Source organism: Paenarthrobacter sp. R1, assembly GCF_030264015.1.
Classification (GTDB): domain Bacteria; phylum Actinomycetota; class Actinomycetes; order Actinomycetales; family Micrococcaceae; genus Arthrobacter; species Arthrobacter ureafaciens.
Genome location: NZ_CP127115.1, coordinates 3,293,561 through 3,313,655 on the forward strand (window position 1 = coordinate 3,293,561; position 20,095 = coordinate 3,313,655).

Genomic DNA, 20,095 nt, shown 5'->3' on the forward strand with positions numbered 1-20,095 from the left:
CCGGCATGAAACGCAGCAGGCTGGCGGCGTTCGCAGGTTTGGTGATCGCCGTCGTCGTGCTGGTTGTCGCCATGGTGAGCGGCCAGCAGGCGCCAACGGCACCTGGGGAGTCACCCGGCACCGCGGTAAGTACGACGTCGGCGCCTCCTGCTGTTGGCCAGGCACCGGAAAATCCTTCCGGACTGCCGGCCGTCAACGCCTCCCAGTTGCCCAAGGAAGCACGGCAGACCCTTGCCCTCATCGCGAAGGGCGGCCCTTACCCCTACGACCGTGACGGCGTGAACTTCGGCAATTTTGAGGGCCTTCTCCCCAAGAAACCAGGTGGCTTCTACAAGGAGTACACCGTGCCGACGCCGGGGGAGTCGGACCGGGGCGCGCGCCGCATCATCGTGGGCAGGGACGCAGCCAAGTACTACACCGCGGACCACTACGAATCGTTCAAGTTCATCGTCGAGGATAAGTAGGAGCCCATGAAGATCTACTCAGCTGACACCTGGACGCTCGAAGAACTGCAGGAGCAGGTTTCCGACGCAGGCCGCCGCACTATCCTGGTGCCCCCCGCGGACACCAAGAAGGCCGTCCTCGAGGTCTTCGGCCAGGTCCTGGATTTCCCTGAGTACTACGGCGTGAACCTGGATGCCCTCAATGACTCCCTGCATGACTTCGCCGATTCCCTGTCGGAGGATGGCGATGCTCCGGTCACCATGATCTGGCAGGTCCCCGCGGCTTACCGGACGGACCGCTCATTCGGGGTGGTCTGCGAAATCCTCCAAGACGCAGAGCGCTACGCCGGCCGCGACCTGGCAGTGATCGCCATCTTCCAGCACTAGATTTACCCAGTTATCGCGTAGTGACGCCCGTGCGATCGGGGTCATGGTGAAACACGTATCCATTCAGTGGCTAGGTCCTTACTTCTCGTCTGGACGGATTGCGGCGTGCAACGGGCGTTTGGTATCGGCTTTGAATATGTCGCCCGGATGTGCGCTCCGGCAACGAGAGCACGAGCAGCCAACGACGGCAGGCTGTGGCGGACGAGGATCTACTCCTTCGCGTACTCTCTGATACGTCTCAGCCGAATCGGCCCACGTGCATACTGGCCGCGGACGATCCAGCGACCTCGTGCTCGGTGCTGATCACAGGTGGGAGCGACGAGCGCTGCGATACCGCCGACCTTGTGCTGCTGGCCGACCAACGCCCATAGGGGCAAGGGCGTTAACTGCTTGCGGGGCGCCCTGTTTCTGCTTCACACGCTGATCAATACGTGAGGGCTTAAGTGGCGAGCATCCATCATTCGTGACGGTACATGCAGAATATTTCTGTGATAATCCAGTATATTACTGAACATCGATGATTCCCTTCTAGTTTTTTTGCAATTTATAGAATTCCTCAGCTCAAACTGATGACATTGAATGGTGAGGAGGCCTACCATCTGAGGGTGCCGTCGGTTCGGAGATCGAGAATCTAACGATTTGCTGCCAACTTCTACCTGGTTCTCTTTATCTGGGAAGGAAAGAGCCGGGCGCGTATTTGTTTGCGATGGAAGTATTTCTCTTTGTCACTGAGGGGGACAAGTGATGTATAAACTCACATCCGATTTTCTTGGTCTATTGAATCGACGGTCGCGTATTGATCTCAGGGCTCGAACTTTGAGCCCCGTGCCGGGCCGAGAGTTACGGCGGGCAAGCTACTCACGCGGTAAGGACCGTCAAAAAGGAATCAGAAGGTCCTTGCTCGCGGCAGTAGCTGCCGTCTTTATGGCGTTGCTGCCCATAGCAAGTGCTAATGCTGCGACCCCGACCATTGGCTATAGGTATGCAGGTGGAGTCGGTAACGTAACAGCCTGGCTTAACTATTCGTCCGGTGTTGGCAACTGGCAGTGGTATATCACGAATGCGGCAAATAATTGGATGTACCCGGGCTGGGACAACCCCGTTTACATTAACTTCACCAGCAGTAACGTGGGATCAAAACTCGATTTTCATCAACATAACGATGCCTACTTTGGTGGAACGCGCGATGTCCTTGCCTGGACAGCATTCTTTTCGAGTACAGGGGGCGTAGTTGATCCTTCGTCGTCCAATTGGACCTATGCGGAAGTTCACATAAATAATGATGTGTACAGTTCACCAGGAACTAGCAATGAGGCGGCCCTAGGTACAACGATTCATGAGATCGGACATGCATTTGGCCTAGCGCATTATAATGGGAACCCCTTTAGCGTTATGTGTCAAACGGCGGCTGGTCGAGTGGTCCAGCGAGTCACAGTAGTTGATAATGACGCAGTCAATATTCTGTATTAGAAAATGGGGGAATTTTTCATGTCGAACTCACCAAAAATTCTGGTTCTTCTCTTACTCATCGTATCGGTGTCCGGCGTAGCGTCGTGTGCGGCAAACCCGGATGCTGGACAGCTTTCCGGCTCTCATCAGGTGTCCCAATTGGTAGGGCAGAACTCCAACGATGCCTACGCCGACATCGCGCCAGACCAGATACGACAGGCTGGAACCGAGGTGGACTTCCTTTGGGATCCGAAGGACCCCTTTTACGGGTTCAACAAGTACCCCGTCGTTGCACGGGTGCACATAGACTCAATCGACGGTGGCCGGACCTCCAGCCCGGTGTCAGAGCAGCCTGTCTTCCCGCAGACGTTCGGGAAGATGTCAGTCCGCGAGGTTTACAAAGGAGACCTTACGCCGGGTACCCAGCTCGCGTACTCACGGGTGGGCGGGACAGTGACCTATGACGATTATTGGAACAGCCTAAACAAAGAACAGCAGGAGAAGATTCTGCAGCTCAACCGGGGTCAGAAGCCAACTGACTCAAAATATGTCCAAGCTAAAATCACGGACGATATTGATATCGAAGTGGGGAAAGAATACGTCGCACTTCTGTTGCCTCAGGCTTCAAAAGATAACAGTCACAGCGAATATGCCATCACGGGGTATCAGTTTGGTCTGAGGGAGATACGGGGAACAGGCTCGGATTCCACGATTCTGAATAACGAGACGCACGCCTGGGAAGGTCTCTCCACGATGGTCGAGGTGCCGTCTCAGCGCTAAAACGAGGCTGGCCCGCTTGCGAACAATGGAAATGCGGGCCAGCGACGTGTTGGGCCTATGGGTCTATTTACTGAGCGTTCGCGATCAACCCAAGTTCAGCCTTGGAAGCCAAAGCCGCGTGCTTCGGGAACACCCGGACGGTGTAGCCGAAGGAACCCGAGCGGTTGATGACCAGTGAACCGTGGAAGAGATGCCGACCGTGGCCGAGGTCTTCCTTCGGGTCCAGTTCGGCAACCACAATGTCTTCGAGTTCATCGCTTTCCTCGGCCCGTCCGAAGGCCACCTCCACGGCGACGTCTTCGGGTGCGAGGTTGTTCAGGGCGATGTACGCGTTGACCTGGAGGGTGTCGCCTACTTGGGGTTCCTCGGAGAGGCCCACCGAATCGACGTGTTCCACTACAACCTCGGGCCAGGCGTTCCGGACCTTGGTGGTCCAGGCGGCGAGTTCCTTCGCCTCCCGGTAGGAGTCTGCGGAGGCCCTCCGCCCGGACACGGCTGCCGGGCAGTAGAGGTTGTTGACGTAGTCGTGGAGCATGCGTTCGGCGGAGACAGCAGGACCGAGGTTGGCCAGGGTGTGCTTGATCATCGAAACCCAGTGGGTGGGGATCTTCTCCGTGCTGGACTCGGAAGGTCCTGCCGCCCCGGCACCTTGGGACACGGTGGTGCCGTAGAAGCGGGGTGCCACCTGGGTTTCGAGGAGTTCGTAGAGGGCTGCGGCTTCGATGTCGTCACGTTGGTCGGCTGAGGCGCCGTTGTTGGCCGTGGGGATCGCCCAGCCGTTCTCGCCGTCGTACATTTCGTCCCACCAACCGTCCAACACGGACAGGTTCAACGAGCCGTTGATGGCCGCCTTCATCCCGGACGTGCCGCACGCCTCCAGGGGGCGGAGGGGGTTGTTGAGCCAGACGTCGCATCCCGGGAACAGGGTTCGCGCCATAGCGATGTCGTAGTTGGGCAGGAAGACGATCCTGTGGCGCACTTCGGGGTCGTCCGTGAACCGGACCAGGTCCTGGATCATTTTCTTGCCCGCATCGTCCGCTGGGTGCGACTTGCCCGCGATGACCAACTGGATGGGGTGCTTCGGGTCAAGGAGCAGGGCCTTGAGCCGCTTGGGGTCGCGCAGCATCAGGGTGAGGCGCTTGTAAGTGGGAACACGGCGGGCGAAGCCGATGGTCAGCACGTCCGGATCCAGGACTTTCGCGGTCCAGCCGAGTTCGGCGTCGGCGGCGCCCCGCTTCTTCCAGGAGGCGCGCAGGCGGCGGCGGACATCCTCGATCAGCTGGACGCGGAGTTCGCGGCGAAGTGCCCACACATCCTCGTCACTGACGTTGTAGGCGAGGTCCCAGCGCCCCATCGCTTCGGCTTCCGCGCCGAACTGGCTGCGGACAAGGGAGGAGATCCGCGGGTCCACCCAGGTAGGAACGTGGACGCCGTTGGTGACGGAGGCGATGGGCACCTCGGAGTGGTCGAATCCCGGCCACAGGCCTGCAAACATCTGGCGGGAAACAACGCCGTGAAGCTTCGCTACGCCGTTGGCGCGCTGCGCCAGGCGCAGGCCCATGACGGCCATGTTGAAAACCGCAGGGTTGCCGCCGTCGTAGTTTTCCCGGCCGAGCTCCAGGATCCGTTCCACCGGGACGGCAGGGGCGAGGCCCCCTTCGAAGAAGTGCTTGATCTGGACCGCTTCGAAACGGTCGATCCCCGCGGGCACCGGTGTGTGGGTAGTGAAGACGGTGGAGGCGCGGCCGGCGGCGAGTGCCTCTTCCCAGCTGAGCGGATCAGCGGGATCGGACATGGCTTCCTGGATCCGCTCAATACCGAGGAACCCGGCGTGGCCTTCGTTGGTGTGGAAGACTTCCGGCGCGGGCGTGCCGGTCAGTTCCTGGTAGACGCGCAGGGCCTTCACGCCGCCCATGCCGAGCAGGAGCTCCTGCTGGAGGCGGTGGTCGCCGCCTCCGCCGTACAGGCGGTCCGTGATGCCGCGGGCGGCTTCGTCGTTGGAGGGTACGTTGGAGTCCAGCAGCAGCAGGGGCACGCGTCCGACGTCGGCACGCCAGACGTGCGCATGCAGCTCGCGTCCGTTGGGCAGCGGCAGGGAAATCTGCACGGCCTTGCCCTGGCCGCCGTCCTTTGCGGGGTGGCGCAGGAGTGTCAGGGGCAGCCCGTCAGGGTCCAGGACGGGGTACGTTTCCTGCTGCCAGGCATCGCGGGAGAGTGACTGCTTGAAGTAGCCGGCCTGGTAGAGGAGGCCGACGCCGATCAGCGGGACGCCGAGGTCGGATGCGGCTTTGAGGTGGTCGCCGGCAAGGATGCCGAGGCCGCCGGAGTACTGCGGGAGTACCTCGGTGATGCCGAATTCGGGGGAGAAATAGGCGATGCACTTGGGCGCGTCGTCGCCCAGGCTTTGGTACCAGCGCGGCTCGCTGAGGTAACGGTCCAAGTCCGCCGCGGCTTCCTGCACGCGCGCCACGAGCTCTCCGTCCGCGGCCAGGTCCTGAAGCTGTTCCCGGCTGATGGACCCAAGCAAGGCAATGGGATCATGCTGCGCGTCTTCCCACAGCGCAGGGTTGAGCCCTGCAAAAAGTTCCCGCGTGGGCCGGTGCCATGACCAACGCAAGTTCGTTGCCAAACGGGCTAATGGCCTGATGGGCTCAGGGAGGACGGTACGGACTGTAAACCTTCGGATTGCCTTCACGAGCGCCACACTAACCGACTCCCATGACAGTCGGAACCGCTTTGGGTTTCTTTTAGGTAAAAGACATGAGCGCGCCGAATATAGGTCGTGTGCTTAGCATTCTGTGATTTTTGTCAGTAACGTCGTGCTTGTGACGAATATCCAGCGAACCAGCACCGCTCTGAAATCCAAGACAAAAACGGACATCACCGACGGACTTCGCTTCGGCCGGTTCCCCATCACGGCTGTCCAGCCGGTGGTGGACGGGGGCCGTTTCCCGGCAAAGGCATTGCCCGGGGAAGACCTCCGGGTTTCTGCCACGGTATTCCGGGAAGGACATGATCAGCTCGGCGTTTCCGCTGTGCTCCTGGATCCCAGGGGCAAGGAACGCCAGCGGGTCCGGCTGGCCCCTTCCCAGGAGGAACGCTGGAAGGGTCTGGACCGCTGGGAGGGCCACCTGACCCCCACCGGTGTGGGAGCCTGGTCGTTCGTCATCGAAGCCTGGCACGACCGGTACGGCACGTGGCACCACAACGCCGAGGTGAAGGTTGCCGCCGGGATCGACGTCGAGCTCATGCTCACTGAAGGTTCCGTGCTCCTCGCCGAGGCGGCAGGGGACGACGCCGGACGCAGCGCCGCGGAAAAGCGCACCTTGCGTGCCGCGTCAGTCGTGCTGGCGGATACCACCAAGTCACCCGAGGAGCGCCTTGCCGCCGGTTTCAGCCGCGAGGTGCTGGCCGCCGTCGGGCGTGTTCCCATCCGTGAACTGGTGACGGTTTCCGAGCAGTTCCCGCTCAAGGTGGAACGGGACCTTGCCGGCCGTGGCTCGTGGTACGAATTCTTCCCCCGCTCCGAAGGTGCGGTGCTGGACCACGCCACCGGAGTATGGACTTCCGGCAACTTCCGCACCGCGGCCCGGCGGCTGGACGCCGTTGCCGGGATGGGGTTCGACGTCATCTACCTGCCGCCCATCCACCCCATTGGTTTCCAGCACCGGAAGGGCCGCAACAACACCTTGACACCGGGCCCGCAGGATCCCGGCTCGCCGTGGGCCATCGGTTCCAAGGACGGAGGCCACGACGCCATCCATCCTGATCTGGGGACTTTCGAGGACTTCGACGCGTTCGTTGCGCGTGCCAATGAGCTTGGCCTTGAGGTGGCACTGGACCTGGCCCTGCAGGCCGCTCCAGACCACCCATGGGTCGAGTCGAATCCGGAATGGTTCACCACCCGCGTGGACGGCTCCATTGCCTACGCGGAAAACCCGCCGAAGAAGTACCAGGACATCTACCCCCTCAACTTCGACAATGACCCCGCCGGCCTCTCCAAGGAAATCCTGCGCATCGTCCAGTTGTGGATCAGCCACGGCGTGAAGATTTTCCGCGTGGACAATCCGCACACCAAGCCTGTCTGGTTCTGGGAATGGCTGATCGGAAAGATCAACAAGCGCAATCCCGAGGTGGTTTTCCTCGCGGAGGCGTTCACCCGGCCGCCCATGATGCACGCCCTGGGACGGGCAGGATTCCAGCAGTCGTACACGTACTTCACGTGGAGGAACACCAAGACAGAAATCGAGGAGTACTTCCACGAGGTCAGCCACGAGACCCCGGCGTTCTTCCGCCCGAACTTCTTCGTGAACACCCCGGACATCCTCACCGAGTACCTGCAGTACGGCGGCCCGGCGGCTTTCAAGATCCGTGCCGTCCTCGCCTCCACCGCCAGCCCGCTATGGGGCGTCTATGCCGGCTACGAGCTGTATGAGCACGTTGCCAGGCCCGGTGCGGAAGAGTACATCGACAACGAAAAGTACGAGTACAAGGCACGTGACTGGGAGGGTGCTGCGGCGTCCGGCCACACGCTGGCCCCCTACATCACCAGGCTCAACACCATCCGCAAGGACCACCCGGCCCTGGGCGATTTGCAGAACCTGACATTGCACCGGAGCACGGACGATGCAACCGTTGTGTACTCCAAGCACAAGACGTTGCCGGACGGCCGCAAGGACACTTTGATCGTGGTGGTCAACGTGGATCCGCACAGCACGCGGGAGAGCACGGTTTCGCTGGACCTCGCTGCGCTGCAGCTCGATCCCGGAGACTTCAACGACGAGGGCCGTTACTGGGTGGACGACCTCATCAGCGGACAAAGCTGGGAATGGGGCGAACACAACTACGTCCGGCTGGACGCCCACGTTGAGCCGGCCCACGTGCTCAGCATCCGGAGGCAGCCTTAGTGAGTTTTTCTCCGCAAAACCCGAGCCAGTACTTCACTCCGAAGAACACCTTCGAGCTGAACGCTCCCGGTCTCCAGCATGATCCACACTGGTACCGCAAAGCTGTGTTCTACGAGGTACTGGTTCGGGCCTTTGCGGATGCCAACGGTGACGGCTCCGGTGACTTCCAGGGCCTGATCGACAAGTTGGACTACCTGCAATGGCTGGGCGTCGATTGCCTGTGGCTGCCGCCGTTCTTCCAATCGCCGTTGCGTGACGGCGGTTACGACATTGCCGACTACACCTCAGTGCTGGACGAGTTCGGGACCATCAGCGATTTCAAGCGCCTGGTGGCCGAAGCGCATGCCCGCGGCGTTCGGGTCATCATCGACCTTCCGCTGAACCACACTTCGGACCAGCACCCCTGGTTCCAGGAATCCCGTAAGGACCCCACCGGCCCTTACGGAGATTTCTATGTGTGGAGCGACACCGACGAGAAGTACCAGGACGCACGGATCATCTTCGTGGACACCGAAGAATCCAACTGGACTTTTGACCCCATCCGCCGGCAATTCTTCTGGCACCGCTTCTTCAGCCACCAGCCGGACCTGAACTTCGAGAACCCGGCCGTCATCGACGCCCTGCACGATGTTGTCCGTTTCTGGCTGGACCAGGGGATCGACGGCTTCAGGGCAGATGCCATTCCCTACCTCTATGAGGAAGAGGGCACCAACTGCGAGAACCTTCCGCAGACCCACACCTTCCTGCAGGACCTGAGGCGGATGGTGGACGAAAGCTACCCGGGCCGGGTGATCATCGCCGAGGCAAACCAGCCCCCGCATGAAGTGGTGGAGTACTTCGGAACCGAGGAAGCACCCGAATGCCACATGTCGTTCCACTTTCCCATCATGCCCAGGCTGTACTACGCGCTGCGTGACCAGAAGGCCGCCCCGATCATCGAGACCTTGCGGGATACACCCAGGATTCCGCGGGGAGCGCAGTGGGGCACCTTCCTCCGCAACCACGACGAACTGACCTTGGAAATGGTGAGGTCCGACGAGCGGGCAGCGATGCTCGGCTGGTACGCCCCGGATCCCCGGATGCGGGCCAACATCGGGATCCGACGCCGGCTGGCACCGTTGCTGGACAACTCCCGGGCCGAAATCGAATTAATCAACGCCCTTCTGCTCTCCCTGCCGGGCAGTCCGTTCCTCTACTACGGCGACGAAATCGGGATGGGTGACAACATCTGGCTCGATGACCGCGACGCCGTGCGCACGCCGATGCAGTGGAACCCGGACCGCAACGCAGGATTCTCCAACGCAGACCCCGGCAAGCTCTACCTGCCGATCATCCAGTCGCTGGTTTACAACTTCGCCATGGCCAACGTGGAGGCCCAGGCCGCCCATTCCGGCTCGCTGTTGCGCTGGACGCGCCAGATCCTGAGCGTCCGGAAGAACCATCCGGTGTTCGGGCTGGGCAACTTCCGCCACATCGAGGCCGACCACGAGGCCGTGCTGGCGTACGTCCGGGAACTTGCTCCGGGAAATGAGGAAGGGGAAACGGCACAGACGATTCTGTGCGTCTTCAATCTTTCACAGCATCCCGTAGCGGCCACCCTGGACCTCCCTGAGTTCGCCGGCCGCGGCTTCAGGGACATCTTTGGCGGCCAGCCCTTCCCGGCCGTGGGTGATAACGGCCAGCTGACTGTGATGTTGGGGAGCCACGCCTTCTACTGGCTAAGGCTCCGCTCTGCATTTTCCAATCCCTCGTCGCCTATGACGCAGGCGATCCCAGTGGTGTCGACGAAAGGGTGAGATGAGCAAGGGAACGTTGGACCCCTCAATTGAAAGCCTTCTGCGCGGCTGGCTCCCCACGAGGCGCTGGTTTCCGGTCAAGAGTCCGGAATTCGACCTGGAGCGTGTAGGTGGTTTCGCCCTCCCGGAACCGGGCGGGGCGGATGCAGTGGAAGTCCTGCTGCTTGCCGTCACCTACAAGACGGCCGACGGCGGCCCGCGGACCGACGTCGTGCAGGTTCCGTTGAGCTTCCACGGCCAACCGCTGGCGGACGCCCCCGAAGCTCTTATCGGTGAGGTGACGCAGCCCGGGGGTGGGCTCCGGCTGGTGTACGACGCTGCCTTCGATGAAGCCTTCATCAAGGGTTGGCTGGAACTCATGCGCGCCGAAAGCACAGCGGGAGAGGGGGCAGCACGCGGCCACCTCGCCGCCGGCCGCCTGACCCTGCCGGACAACCCGACGTCCGTGAAGGTGCTCTCCGGTGAACAGTCCAATACGTCCGTGATCGTGGACGACGGTGACTCAGCGTCCATCGTGAAGATCTTCCGGGTGCTCGCGGCCGGGAAGAACCCGGAAGTGGAGCTGGGCGCGGCCCTGACCGCCGCCGAAACCGGGGAAGTTCCGGCAACCCTCGGCTGGATCACCGGTTCGTGGCACGCGCAGGGTGAGGCTGCGGGAGGCGAACTCACGGTTGCCCACGAATTCCTCCGCGGGGGACAGGACGCCTGGCGACTGGCCGTAGAGGCAGCGGGTTCCGGCACCGACTTCACGGCCGAAGCCCACGGGCTCGGTGCTGCCACCGCCACGGTCCATGCGAGGCTGGCCGGGACCTTTGGGACTTTCCCCGGCCAGGAAAAGGGCCCGGCGATCATCGCAACGCTCGCACGGCGGGTCCGGGCCTCGTGGGCTGAGGCGGCAACCGCCGTCGGGCCTTACGACCAAAGGCTTGAAGAGCTGTTGGCGACCCTCGACGACAACGCCGTAGGCCAGCTGCAACGCGTCCACGGCGACCTCCACCTCGGCCAGATTCTCCGGGTTCCGGAGGCCGGAGGGAAGCCGGGACGCTGGGCCATCCTCGATTTCGAAGGCGAGCCGCTCCGGACCATCGACGAACGCAATATGCCGGACCTCCCGTTGCGGGACGTCGTGGGGATGCTGCGCTCCTTCGACTACGCCGCAGGAGCGGCAATCCGCGAAAACGCGGAAGCTGCAGTGCCCGACTCCTGGGTGGATGACTGCGCCGAGGCCTTCCTGGCCGGGTACGCGGAAGTCAATCCCGGAGCCATTGACCGCAGCTCACCGCTCTTTGTGGCATTGTGGCTGGACAAGGCCTTGTACGAGGTGGTCTATGAGTTGCGGAACCGGCCGGATTGGTTAGCCATCCCGGTCAACGCGGCACGGCACATCCTTGATAACACGGACCGCGGCACGCCCGCGGCTACAGCGGAAGGTAATGACATGACTGGCTCTGCACGCACCGAACGGCCCCGCGTTCCCCGGCAGGTGGACGCCGAGACCTTGGCCCGTGTGGCAGCCGGCGCCCACCACGCGCCCCACTCGGTCCTGGGCGCACACCTTGACGACCACGGCCACGTCACCGTCCGCTCGGTCAAGCACCTGGCCAAGTCGGTAACAGTGGTGACCGAGGCCGGGCGCACCCCCATGGAACACGAAGCCCATGGTGTGTGGGTGGCGGTCCTGGAGCCGCTCCAGCCCGGCCACGTGCCGGACTACCGTCTGGAAGTGGAGTACGACGCCGATTCCGTCACCGTTGATGACCCTTACCACTACCTGCCCACGGTGGGAGAAGTGGATCTGCACCTGATTGGCGAGGGACGGCACGAGCGCCTCTGGGACGTTCTGGGCGCGCATATCCAGAACTACCGCACGTCCTTGGGCGATGTGCATGGCGTGTCCTTCGCCGTGTGGGCTCCCAATGCGCAGGCTGTGCGGGTCATCGGTGATTTCAATGGCTGGGACGGCCGGCAGCATGCGCTGCGCTCGCTGGGCTCATCCGGTGTGTGGGAAGTCTTCATTCCGGGCGTTGTAGCAGGGGCGTGCTACAAATTCGAGATTCTGACCCGGTCCGGGCACTGGGTGGAGAAGGCAGACCCCCTTGCTTTCGGAACCGAGGTCCCGCCGCTGACTGCGTCCCGCGTGGTCGATTCCAGCTACCGCTTCAAAGATTCGGAGTGGATGGCTGCACGTGCCGCCAAGGATCCGCATAACTCCCCGATGAGCGTCTACGAGGTACACCTTGGGTCGTGGCGTTTGGGCCTTGGCTACAAGGAACTGGCCAAGGAGCTGGTGGACTACGTCAAGTGGCTCGGGTTCACCCACGTGGAGTTCATGCCGGTAGCCGAACACCCCTTCGGTGGTTCATGGGGCTACCAGGTCACGTCCTACTTTGCCCCCACCTCGCGGTTCGGCCATCCCGATGAATTCCGCTTCCTGGTGGACTCCCTCCACCAAGCCGGGATCGGCGTGCTGCTGGACTGGGTTCCCGCGCACTTCCCGAAGGACTCGTGGGCACTTGCCCAGTTCGACGGCCAACCGCTCTACGAACATTCGGATCCTGCGCTGGGGGAGCACCCGGACTGGGGAACGCTGATCTTCGACTTCGGCCGGCGCGAGGTCCGCAACTTCCTGGTGGCCAACGCCCTCTACTGGCTGGACGAATTCCACATTGACGGTCTCCGCGTCGATGCGGTCGCCTCCATGATCTACCTGGACTACTCACGGGAAGAGGGGCAGTGGCGGCCCAACAAGTTTGGCGGCCGCGAGAACCTCGAAGCGATTTCCTTCATGCAGGAAGTCAACGCCACGGTGTACAAGACCCATCCGGGAGCCGTGACAATCGCCGAAGAATCCACTGCCTTCCCCGGCGTGACGGCACCGACCAACCACGGCGGCCTCGGCTTCGGGCTCAAATGGAACATGGGCTGGATGCACGACTCGCTCAAGTACATCGCCGAGGATCCGATCAACCGCCAATGGCATCACGGCACCATCACGTTCTCCTTGGTGTACGCCTTCTCGGAGAACTTCCTGTTGCCCATCAGCCATGACGAGGTAGTGCACGGGAAGGGTTCCATGCTGCGCAAGATGCCGGGCGACCGGTGGCAGCAGCTGGCCAACCTGCGTGCCTTCTTTGCGTACCAGTGGGCACACCCGGGCAAGCAGCTCATCTTCATGGGCACGGAATTCGGCCAGGAAGCCGAGTGGTCGGAACAGTACGGCCTGGATTGGTTCCTTGCCGACATCCCCGCGCACCGTGGGCTGCAGTTGCTGATCAAGGACCTCAACGAGCTGTACGCGGCTACCCCGGCACTGCATGTGCAGGACAATGACCCTGCCGGATTCCAGTGGATCAACGGCGGGGATGCCCAACACAACGTCCTCTCCTTCATCCGGTACGACCGTGAAGGCAAAGCCGTCGTCTGTGCAGTCAACTTCTCCGGCGCCCCGCACCAGGACTACGTTCTTGGGGTGCCGTCCGCCGGTGAGTGGACCGAAGTGGTGAACACCGATGCCGAAAGCTACGGCGGTTCGGGAGTCGTGAACAACGGCGTCCTGGAAGCGACCACTCCGGGTGCGGATGGTCAACCAGCTGCACTGAAGGTTACGCTCCCGCCGCTGGGCGCTTCGTGGTTCATGGTGGCTGAGTAGGACAGTCGCGCTTGTCCCGTTCATCGCGACCTAAGTCCGCGGTGACTGGACGTACTGCGTGATGGAGAAGGACCCTCATCCGATGGATGCGGGTCCTTTTCCTTGAGTTTGCAGGGATTTCCGCCGGAGCGGGACCGGTGCCCGCGGACGCTTTGCGTTCTGGGTGAAGCGGGGGTATAGTTAATTCCCGCGCTGGTCCCCGAGCGGAGATCGCGATCTGACAAGTTACCGCAAGGAAAACATCAAGTAGCCGCAAGGTGAAAAATGACGTCAGAATCGCCGATTTGACTCGGAGGAGTTCAGCGGGTAAGTTTGAAAAGTTGCTCCGGAGCGATCTGCTGGCCGTTGTGGTTGGTGGTGGTACTGCTTTGGATTAGTGACCTGTTGTTTGAGAACTCAATAGTGTGCCAAGTTTGTTGATACCGATTGTTTTTTGATTGGTTGAATTTTTGCCGGGCCATTGCGCACCCCCGTGTGTGGTGGTTTGGTTTTCAGCTGGTTTCAGATTTGCAGCTGCTTCTTGCCGTGATTTCCGGTGGGGGTGGTTGTGTTTCGTTTTTTGTTTTTGAACGGAGAGTTTGATCCTGGCTCAGGATGAACGCTGGCGGCGTGCTTAACACATGCAAGTCGAACGATGATCCGGTGCTTGCGCCGGGGATTAGTGGCGAACGGGTGAGTAACACGTGAGTAACCTGCCCTTGACTCTGGGATAAGCCTGGGAAACTGGGTCTAATACCGGATATGACTCCTCATCGCATGGTGGGGGGTGGAAAGCTTTTTGTGGTTTTGGATGGACTCGCGGCCTATCAGCTTGTTGGTGGGGTAATGGCCTACCAAGGCGACGACGGGTAGCCGGCCTGAGAGGGTGACCGGCCACACTGGGACTGAGACACGGCCCAGACTCCTACGGGAGGCAGCAGTGGGGAATATTGCACAATGGGCGAAAGCCTGATGCAGCGACGCCGCGTGAGGGATGACGGCCTTCGGGTTGTAAACCTCTTTCAGTAGGGAAGAAGCCCTCTTTGGGGGTGACGGTACTTGCAGAAGAAGCGCCGGCTAACTACGTGCCAGCAGCCGCGGTAATACGTAGGGCGCAAGCGTTATCCGGAATTATTGGGCGTAAAGAGCTCGTAGGCGGTTTGTCGCGTCTGCTGTGAAAGACCGGGGCTCAACTCCGGTTCTGCAGTGGGTACGGGCAGACTAGAGTGCAGTAGGGGAGACTGGAATTCCTGGTGTAGCGGTGAAATGCGCAGATATCAGGAGGAACACCGATGGCGAAGGCAGGTCTCTGGGCTGTAACTGACGCTGAGGAGCGAAAGCATGGGGAGCGAACAGGATTAGATACCCTGGTAGTCCATGCCGTAAACGTTGGGCACTAGGTGTGGGGGACATTCCACGTTTTCCGCGCCGTAGCTAACGCATTAAGTGCCCCGCCTGGGGAGTACGGCCGCAAGGCTAAAACTCAAAGGAATTGACGGGGGCCCGCACAAGCGGCGGAGCATGCGGATTAATTCGATGCAACGCGAAGAACCTTACCAAGGCTTGACATGGACCGGAAAGACCTGGAAACAGGTGCCCCGCTTGCGGCCGGTTTACAGGTGGTGCATGGTTGTCGTCAGCTCGTGTCGTGAGATGTTGGGTTAAGTCCCGCAACGAGCGCAACCCTCGTTCTATGTTGCCAGCGGTTCGGCCGGGGACTCATAGGAGACTGCCGGGGTCAACTCGGAGGAAGGTGGGGACGACGTCAAATCATCATGCCCCTTATGTCTTGGGCTTCACGCATGCTACAATGGCCGGTACAAAGGGTTGCGATACTGTGAGGTGGAGCTAATCCCAAAAAGCCGGTCTCAGTTCGGATTGGGGTCTGCAACTCGACCCCATGAAGTCGGAGTCGCTAGTAATCGCAGATCAGCAACGCTGCGGTGAATACGTTCCCGGGCCTTGTACACACCGCCCGTCAAGTCACGAAAGTTGGTAACACCCGAAGCCGGTGGCCTAACCCTTGTGGGGGGAGCCGTCGAAGGTGGGACCGGCGATTGGGACTAAGTCGTAACAAGGTAGCCGTACCGGAAGGTGCGGCTGGATCACCTCCTTTCTAAGGAGCTGCTAACGGCGTCCGGGTCTGCCTGCATGGGCGGGTTCCGGGGTTGTCAGTGTTGCCCATTGCGCAGGCGTCTGTTCTGCGGTGGGTGCTCATGGGTGGAATATCAGCAAATCAAGTTTTTTGGCATGGCCTGTTGGTGGTGGTGTCCTGGCGTGAGTACGGCGGCCCTCTTTTCGCACTTTTGTGTGTGGGGGGGGTTGTTGGGAAAGCGGTCCGGGGTGTTGGTTGCCGGGTTGTGTTTGGCGCACTGTTGGGTCCTGAGGCAACAGGGCCTTTTTGCAGCAATGCAGGGAATCCTTGGTGTTTCTTGTTGTTCCTGCGGCCGGCACCCCCTCGTGTTTGTGTGGGGTGGGTGTGGTTGACGGGGTTGTTGTTTGAGAACTACATAGTGGACGCGAGCATCTGGACACATGGTCCTGCACTCTTTTTGGGGGTGTGGGTTGTGTGTTCTAGCAATTTCTTTGATGAATGAACCTGGCCCTTTTGTGGTCGTGGTTCTCTCGAATTGATTGAGTGCATCAGCCGCGGCCTGTTTGGGTTGTGGTTTTGTGTGGTCAAGTTTTTAAGGGCGCACGGTGGATGCCTTGGCATTAGGAGCCGAAGAAGGACGTAGGAATCTGCGATAAGCCTGGGGGAGTTGATAACCGAGCGGTGATCCCAGGATGTCCGAATGGGGAAACCCCGCACAACGCTGCAAGGTGATTGTGTGACCCGTGCCTGAATTCATAGGGTGCGTGGGGGGAACGCGGGGAAGTGAAACATCTCAGTACCCGCAGGAAGAGAAAACAAGAGTGATTCCGTTAGTAGTGGCGAGCGAACGCGGATGAGGCTAAACCGTTCCATGTGTGATAGCCGGCGGGCGTTGCGTGGGCGGGGTTGTGGGACTTTCCGTGCTGGTTCTGCCGGACCGGTGGGGTGTGGGTGCGCGTATAGGTGAACGGTCTTGAAAGGCCGGCCAGAGAGGGTGTGAGTCCCGTAACCGTAATGTGTGGCACCGCCTTTGGAGAGGATCCCAAGTAGCACGGGGCCCGAGAAATCCCGTGTGAATCTGTCAGGACCACCTGATAAGCCTAAATACTTCCTAATGACCGATAGCGGACCAGTACCGTGAGGGAAAGGTGAAAAGTACCCCGGGAGGGGAGTGAAACAGTACCTGAAACCGTGTGCTTACAATCCGTCAGAGCATCTGCAGCCCTTCGGGGTTGTATGGGTGTGATGGCGTGCCTTTTGAAGAATGAGCCTGCGAGTTAGTGTTACGTCGCGAGGTTAACCCGTGTGGGGAAGCCGTAGCGAAAGCGAGTCTGAACAGGGCGTGTTCAGTGGCGTGATCTAGACCCGAAGCGGAGTGATCTACCCATGGCCAGGTTGAAGCGACGGTAAGACGTCGTGGAGGACCGAACCCACTTCAGTTGAAAATGGAGGGGATGAGCTGTGGGTAGGGGTGAAAGGCCAATCAAACTCCGTGATAGCTGGTTCTCCCCGAAATGCATTTAGGTGCAGCGTTGCGTGTTTCTTGCCGGAGGTAGAGCTACTGGATGGCCGATGGGCCCTACAAGGTTACTGACGTCAGCCAAACTCCGAATGCCGGTAAGTCAGAGCGCAGCAGTGAGACTGTGGGGGATAAGCTTCATAGTCGAGAGGGAAACAGCCCAGACCACCAACTAAGGCCCCTAAGCGTGTGCTAAGTGGGAAAGGATGTGGAGTTGCTTAGACAACCAGGAGGTTGGCTTAGAAGCAGCCATCCTTGAAAGAGTGCGTAATAGCTCACTGGTCAAGTGATTCCGCGCCGACAATGTAGCGGGGCTCAAGTACACCGCCGAAGTTGTGGCATTCACGCATTACCCTAGCCTTCGTGGTTCAGGGGTGTGGATGGGTAGGGGAGCGTCGTGTGGGCGGTGAAGTCGCGGTGTAAACCAGCGGTGGAGCCTACACGAGTGAGAATGCAGGCATGAGTAGCGAAAGACGGGTGAGAAACCCGTCCGCCGAATGATCAAGGGTTCCAGGGTCAAGCTAATCTGCCCTGGGTAAGTCGGGACCTAAGGCGAGGCCGACAGGCGTAGTCGATGGACAACGGGTTGATATTCCCGTACCGGCGAAAAACCGCCCATGTTGAACGGGGGATACTAACCACCGCCGGTCTTTCTTGTTGCGCCACTTGTGGTGTGATGGTTGGGCTGGTGCTGGGACCTGATCCCGGGAGGCAAGCGTATTAACAGGTGTGACGCAGGAAGGTAGCCGGGCCGGGCGATGGTAGCCCCGGTCCAAGGATGTAGGGTCAGGGATAGGCAAATCCGTTCCTGTGTGTTTCGAGCACGATCCTGAGATCTGATGGGACTCCCGCATGGGGGGATCCGGTGATCCTATGCTGCCTAGAAAAGCATCGACGCGAGGTTTTAGCCGCCCGTACCCCAAACCGACACAGGTGATCAGGTAGAGAATACCAAGGCGATCGAGAGAATTATGGTTAAGGAACTCGGCAAAATGCCCCCGTAACTTCGGGAGAAGGGGGGCCTGCCCCGTGATACAGACTTGCTTTGTGGAGCGGGTGTGGGCCGCAGAGACCAGGGGGAAGCGACTGTTTACTAAAAACACAGGTCCGTGCGAAGTCGCAAGACGATGTATACGGACTGACTCCTGCCCGGTGCTGGAAGGTTAAGAGGACCGGTTAGCCCCTTTGCGGGCGAAGCTGGGAATTTAAGCCCCAGTAAACGGCGGTGGTAACTATAACCATCCTAAGGTAGCGAAATTCCTTGTCGGGTAAGTTCCGACCTGCACGAATGGAGTAACGACTTCCCCGCTGTCTCAACCATAAACTCGGCGAAATTGCAGTACGAGTAAAGATGCTCGTTACGCGCAGCAGGACGGAAAGACCCCGAGACCTTTACTATAGTTTGGTATTGGTGTTCGGAGTGGCTTGTGTAGGATAGGTGGGAGACGTTGAAACCCGGACGCCAGTTCGGGTGGAGTCATCGTTGAAATACCACTCTGGTCACTTTGGACATCTAACTTCGGCCCGTGATCCGGGTCAGGGACAGTGCCTGATGGGTAGTTTAACTGGGGCGGTTGCCTCCTAAAAAGTAACGGAGGCGCCCAAAGGTTCCCTCAGCCTGGTTGGCAATCAGGTGTCGAGTGTAAGTGCACAAGGGAGCTTGACTGTGAGAGAGACATCTCAAGCAGGGACGAAAGTCGGGACTAGTGATCCGGCGGTACATTGTGGAATGGCCGTCGCTCAACGGATAAAAGGTACCTCGGGGATAACAGGCTGATCTTGCCCAAGAGTCCATATCGACGGCATGGTTTGGCACCTCGATGTCGGCTCGTCGCATCCTGGGGCTGGAGTAGGTCCCAAGGGTTGGGCTGTTCGCCCATTAAAGCGGTACGCGAGCTGGGTTTAGAACGTCGTGAGACAGTTCGGTCCCTATCCGCTGCGCGCGCAGGAAATTTGAGAAGGGCTGTCCTTAGTACGAGAGGACCGGGACGGACGAACCTCTGGTGTGTCAGTTGTACTGCCAAGTGCACCGCTGATTAGCTACGTTCGGATGGGATAACCGCTGAAAGCATCTAAGCGGGAAGCTCGCTTCAAGATGAGATTTCCAAACACATTATGTGTGAGAGGCCCCCAGCCAGACCACTGGGTTGATAGGCCGGATGTGGAAGCGAGGACTAAAGACTCGTGAAGCTGACCGGTACTAATAGGCCAACAACTTACACCACACACAACACACTGCACGCGTCCACTATGTGGTTCCCAACCAACAACCCGGGAACAACAACACAACTAAACAAGCACCACAGTTGTAACCACACACACTTCCCACCCCCACCACAAAAGCGGGGGACGGGTAACAAGGTTACGGCGGTCATAGCGTGGGGGAAACGCCCGGTCCCATTCCGAACCCGGAAGCTAAGACCCACAGCGCCGATGGTACTGCACCCGGGAGGGTGTGGGAGAGTAGGACACCGCCGGACATAAATTACACAGTGAGCCCCGACCACGACGGTCGGGGCTCACTGCATTTAAAACCCACCCCCGAAAACCACGGGTAGAGTTGGTGGTCATGGAAAGTCTTTTCAGCCACCCCACCCCTGACTCCACACCGGCCAACGCAGGTGGGGAGGACCTGGAGCCGTTGGTATTCACTACCGTGGTGCCCACCACCATTCAGCACGCATTCATGGGATTCACGGACCACCCGCACCTGTGGTGGCCCATGGCCGAACACAGCGTCTACGGGGCCGGCTCGCATGTGGAATTTGAGGAGAACATGATCCTCGAGACAGCCGAGGACGGCCGCACGTCGGTCTGGGGCACCATCGACGACTGGCAGCCCCCAATGTCCTTCCACACCAGTTGGTACCCTGCCAGCACCCCGCTCTGGTCTACTGAGATTCTGGTAGCCTTCAGGGCCGTTGACGGGGGAACCGAAGTGCGCCTTGTGCACGATGGTTGGGAGGGCGCTGAAGACCCCAAAGCTACGCGCGAATCCTACGCTGAAGGATGGCCGGGCGTCCTGGCGAACTACTCACGGTTCATGGGCGGAGCCGTTGCCTAGCGCGGGTGCATCCACGGCCGGGATCAG

General features: G+C 60.2%; 9 protein-coding genes and 3 rRNA genes. 11 read left to right on the plus strand and 1 reads right to left on the minus strand.

The window, feature by feature from the left end:
• Positions 1–5: 5 nt before the first annotated feature.
• The 4 genes from QN084_RS16015 to QN084_RS16030 all read left to right on the plus strand — a co-directional run bounded on the left by QN084_RS16015 (position 6) and on the right by QN084_RS16030 (position 3,059).
• Positions 6–464, plus strand: a complete 459-nt coding sequence (locus QN084_RS16015) for a guanyl-specific ribonuclease (RefSeq protein ID WP_069695436.1) — start codon at positions 6–8, stop codon at positions 462–464.
• Positions 465–470: 6 nt separating this feature from the next.
• Positions 471–830, plus strand: coding sequence for a barstar family protein (locus QN084_RS16020; protein WP_021474278.1), 360 nt, complete (start codon positions 471–473; stop codon positions 828–830).
• A gap of 897 nt (positions 831–1,727) precedes the next feature.
• Positions 1,728–2,300: a matrixin family metalloprotease gene (locus QN084_RS16025; protein ID WP_168529743.1), complete on the plus strand. Its 573-nt coding sequence runs from the start codon at positions 1,728–1,730 to the stop codon at positions 2,298–2,300.
• Between the two features lie 18 nt (positions 2,301–2,318).
• On the plus strand, positions 2,319–3,059 hold the full coding sequence (locus tag QN084_RS16030; RefSeq protein ID WP_021474279.1) for a hypothetical protein: 741 nt from the start codon (positions 2,319–2,321) through the stop codon (positions 3,057–3,059).
• Positions 3,060–3,126: 67 nt separating this feature from the next.
• On the opposite strand, the gene glgP is transcribed toward QN084_RS16030, so the two are convergent.
• Positions 3,127–5,754, minus strand: a complete 2,628-nt coding sequence (gene glgP, locus QN084_RS16035; protein ID WP_175430148.1) for an alpha-glucan family phosphorylase — start codon at positions 5,752–5,754, stop codon at positions 3,127–3,129.
• 130 nt (positions 5,755–5,884) lie between these two features.
• On the opposite strand from glgP, the gene QN084_RS16040 reads away from it, so the two are divergent.
• From QN084_RS16040 to QN084_RS16070, 7 genes are all read left to right on the plus strand, one after another.
• On the plus strand, positions 5,885–7,966 hold the full coding sequence (locus QN084_RS16040) for an alpha-1,4-glucan--maltose-1-phosphate maltosyltransferase (RefSeq protein ID WP_373325310.1): 2,082 nt from the start codon (positions 5,885–5,887) through the stop codon (positions 7,964–7,966).
• Complete coding sequence (gene treS, locus QN084_RS16045) at positions 7,966–9,762, plus strand: maltose alpha-D-glucosyltransferase (RefSeq protein WP_069695439.1); 1,797 nt, start codon at positions 7,966–7,968, stop codon at positions 9,760–9,762. The genes QN084_RS16040 and treS overlap by 1 nt, the downstream gene beginning before the upstream one ends.
• Position 9,763: 1 nt before the next feature.
• A complete protein-coding gene (locus tag QN084_RS16050) occupies positions 9,764–13,411 on the plus strand; it encodes a 1,4-alpha-glucan branching enzyme (RefSeq protein ID WP_069695440.1) in 3,648 nt (1,215 codons plus the stop codon).
• A gap of 566 nt (positions 13,412–13,977) precedes the next feature.
• Positions 13,978–15,506 (plus strand): 16S ribosomal RNA (locus QN084_RS16055).
• Positions 15,507–16,067: 561 nt separating this feature from the next.
• Positions 16,068–19,229 (plus strand): 23S ribosomal RNA (locus QN084_RS16060).
• A 138-nt stretch (positions 19,230–19,367) separates the two neighbouring features.
• Positions 19,368–19,484, plus strand: a 5S ribosomal RNA gene (rrf, locus tag QN084_RS16065).
• The 16S, 23S and 5S rRNA genes sit together here, the layout of an rRNA operon.
• A gap of 89 nt (positions 19,485–19,573) precedes the next feature.
• Positions 19,574–20,068 carry an SRPBCC domain-containing protein gene (locus tag QN084_RS16070; protein ID WP_069696680.1) on the plus strand — a complete coding sequence of 165 codons (495 nt, stop codon included), beginning with the start codon at positions 19,574–19,576 and terminating at the stop codon, positions 20,066–20,068.
• Positions 20,069–20,095 lie beyond the last annotated feature (27 nt).

Bases quoted from the DNA above. Each gene is read 5' to 3' on its own strand.
- QN084_RS16015 (WP_069695436.1), top strand. From the start codon at position 6: ATGAAACGCAGCAGGCTGGCGGCGTTCGCAGGTTTGGTGATCGCCGTC.
- QN084_RS16020 (WP_021474278.1), top strand. From the start codon at position 471: ATGAAGATCTACTCAGCTGACACCTGGACGCTCGAAGAACTGCAGGAG.
- QN084_RS16030 (WP_021474279.1), top strand. From the start codon at position 2,319: ATGTCGAACTCACCAAAAATTCTGGTTCTTCTCTTACTCATCGTATCG.
- QN084_RS16050 (WP_069695440.1), top strand. From the start codon at position 9,764: ATGAGCAAGGGAACGTTGGACCCCTCAATTGAAAGCCTTCTGCGCGGC.
- QN084_RS16070 (WP_069696680.1), top strand. From the start codon at position 19,574: ATGGAAAGTCTTTTCAGCCACCCCACCCCTGACTCCACACCGGCCAAC.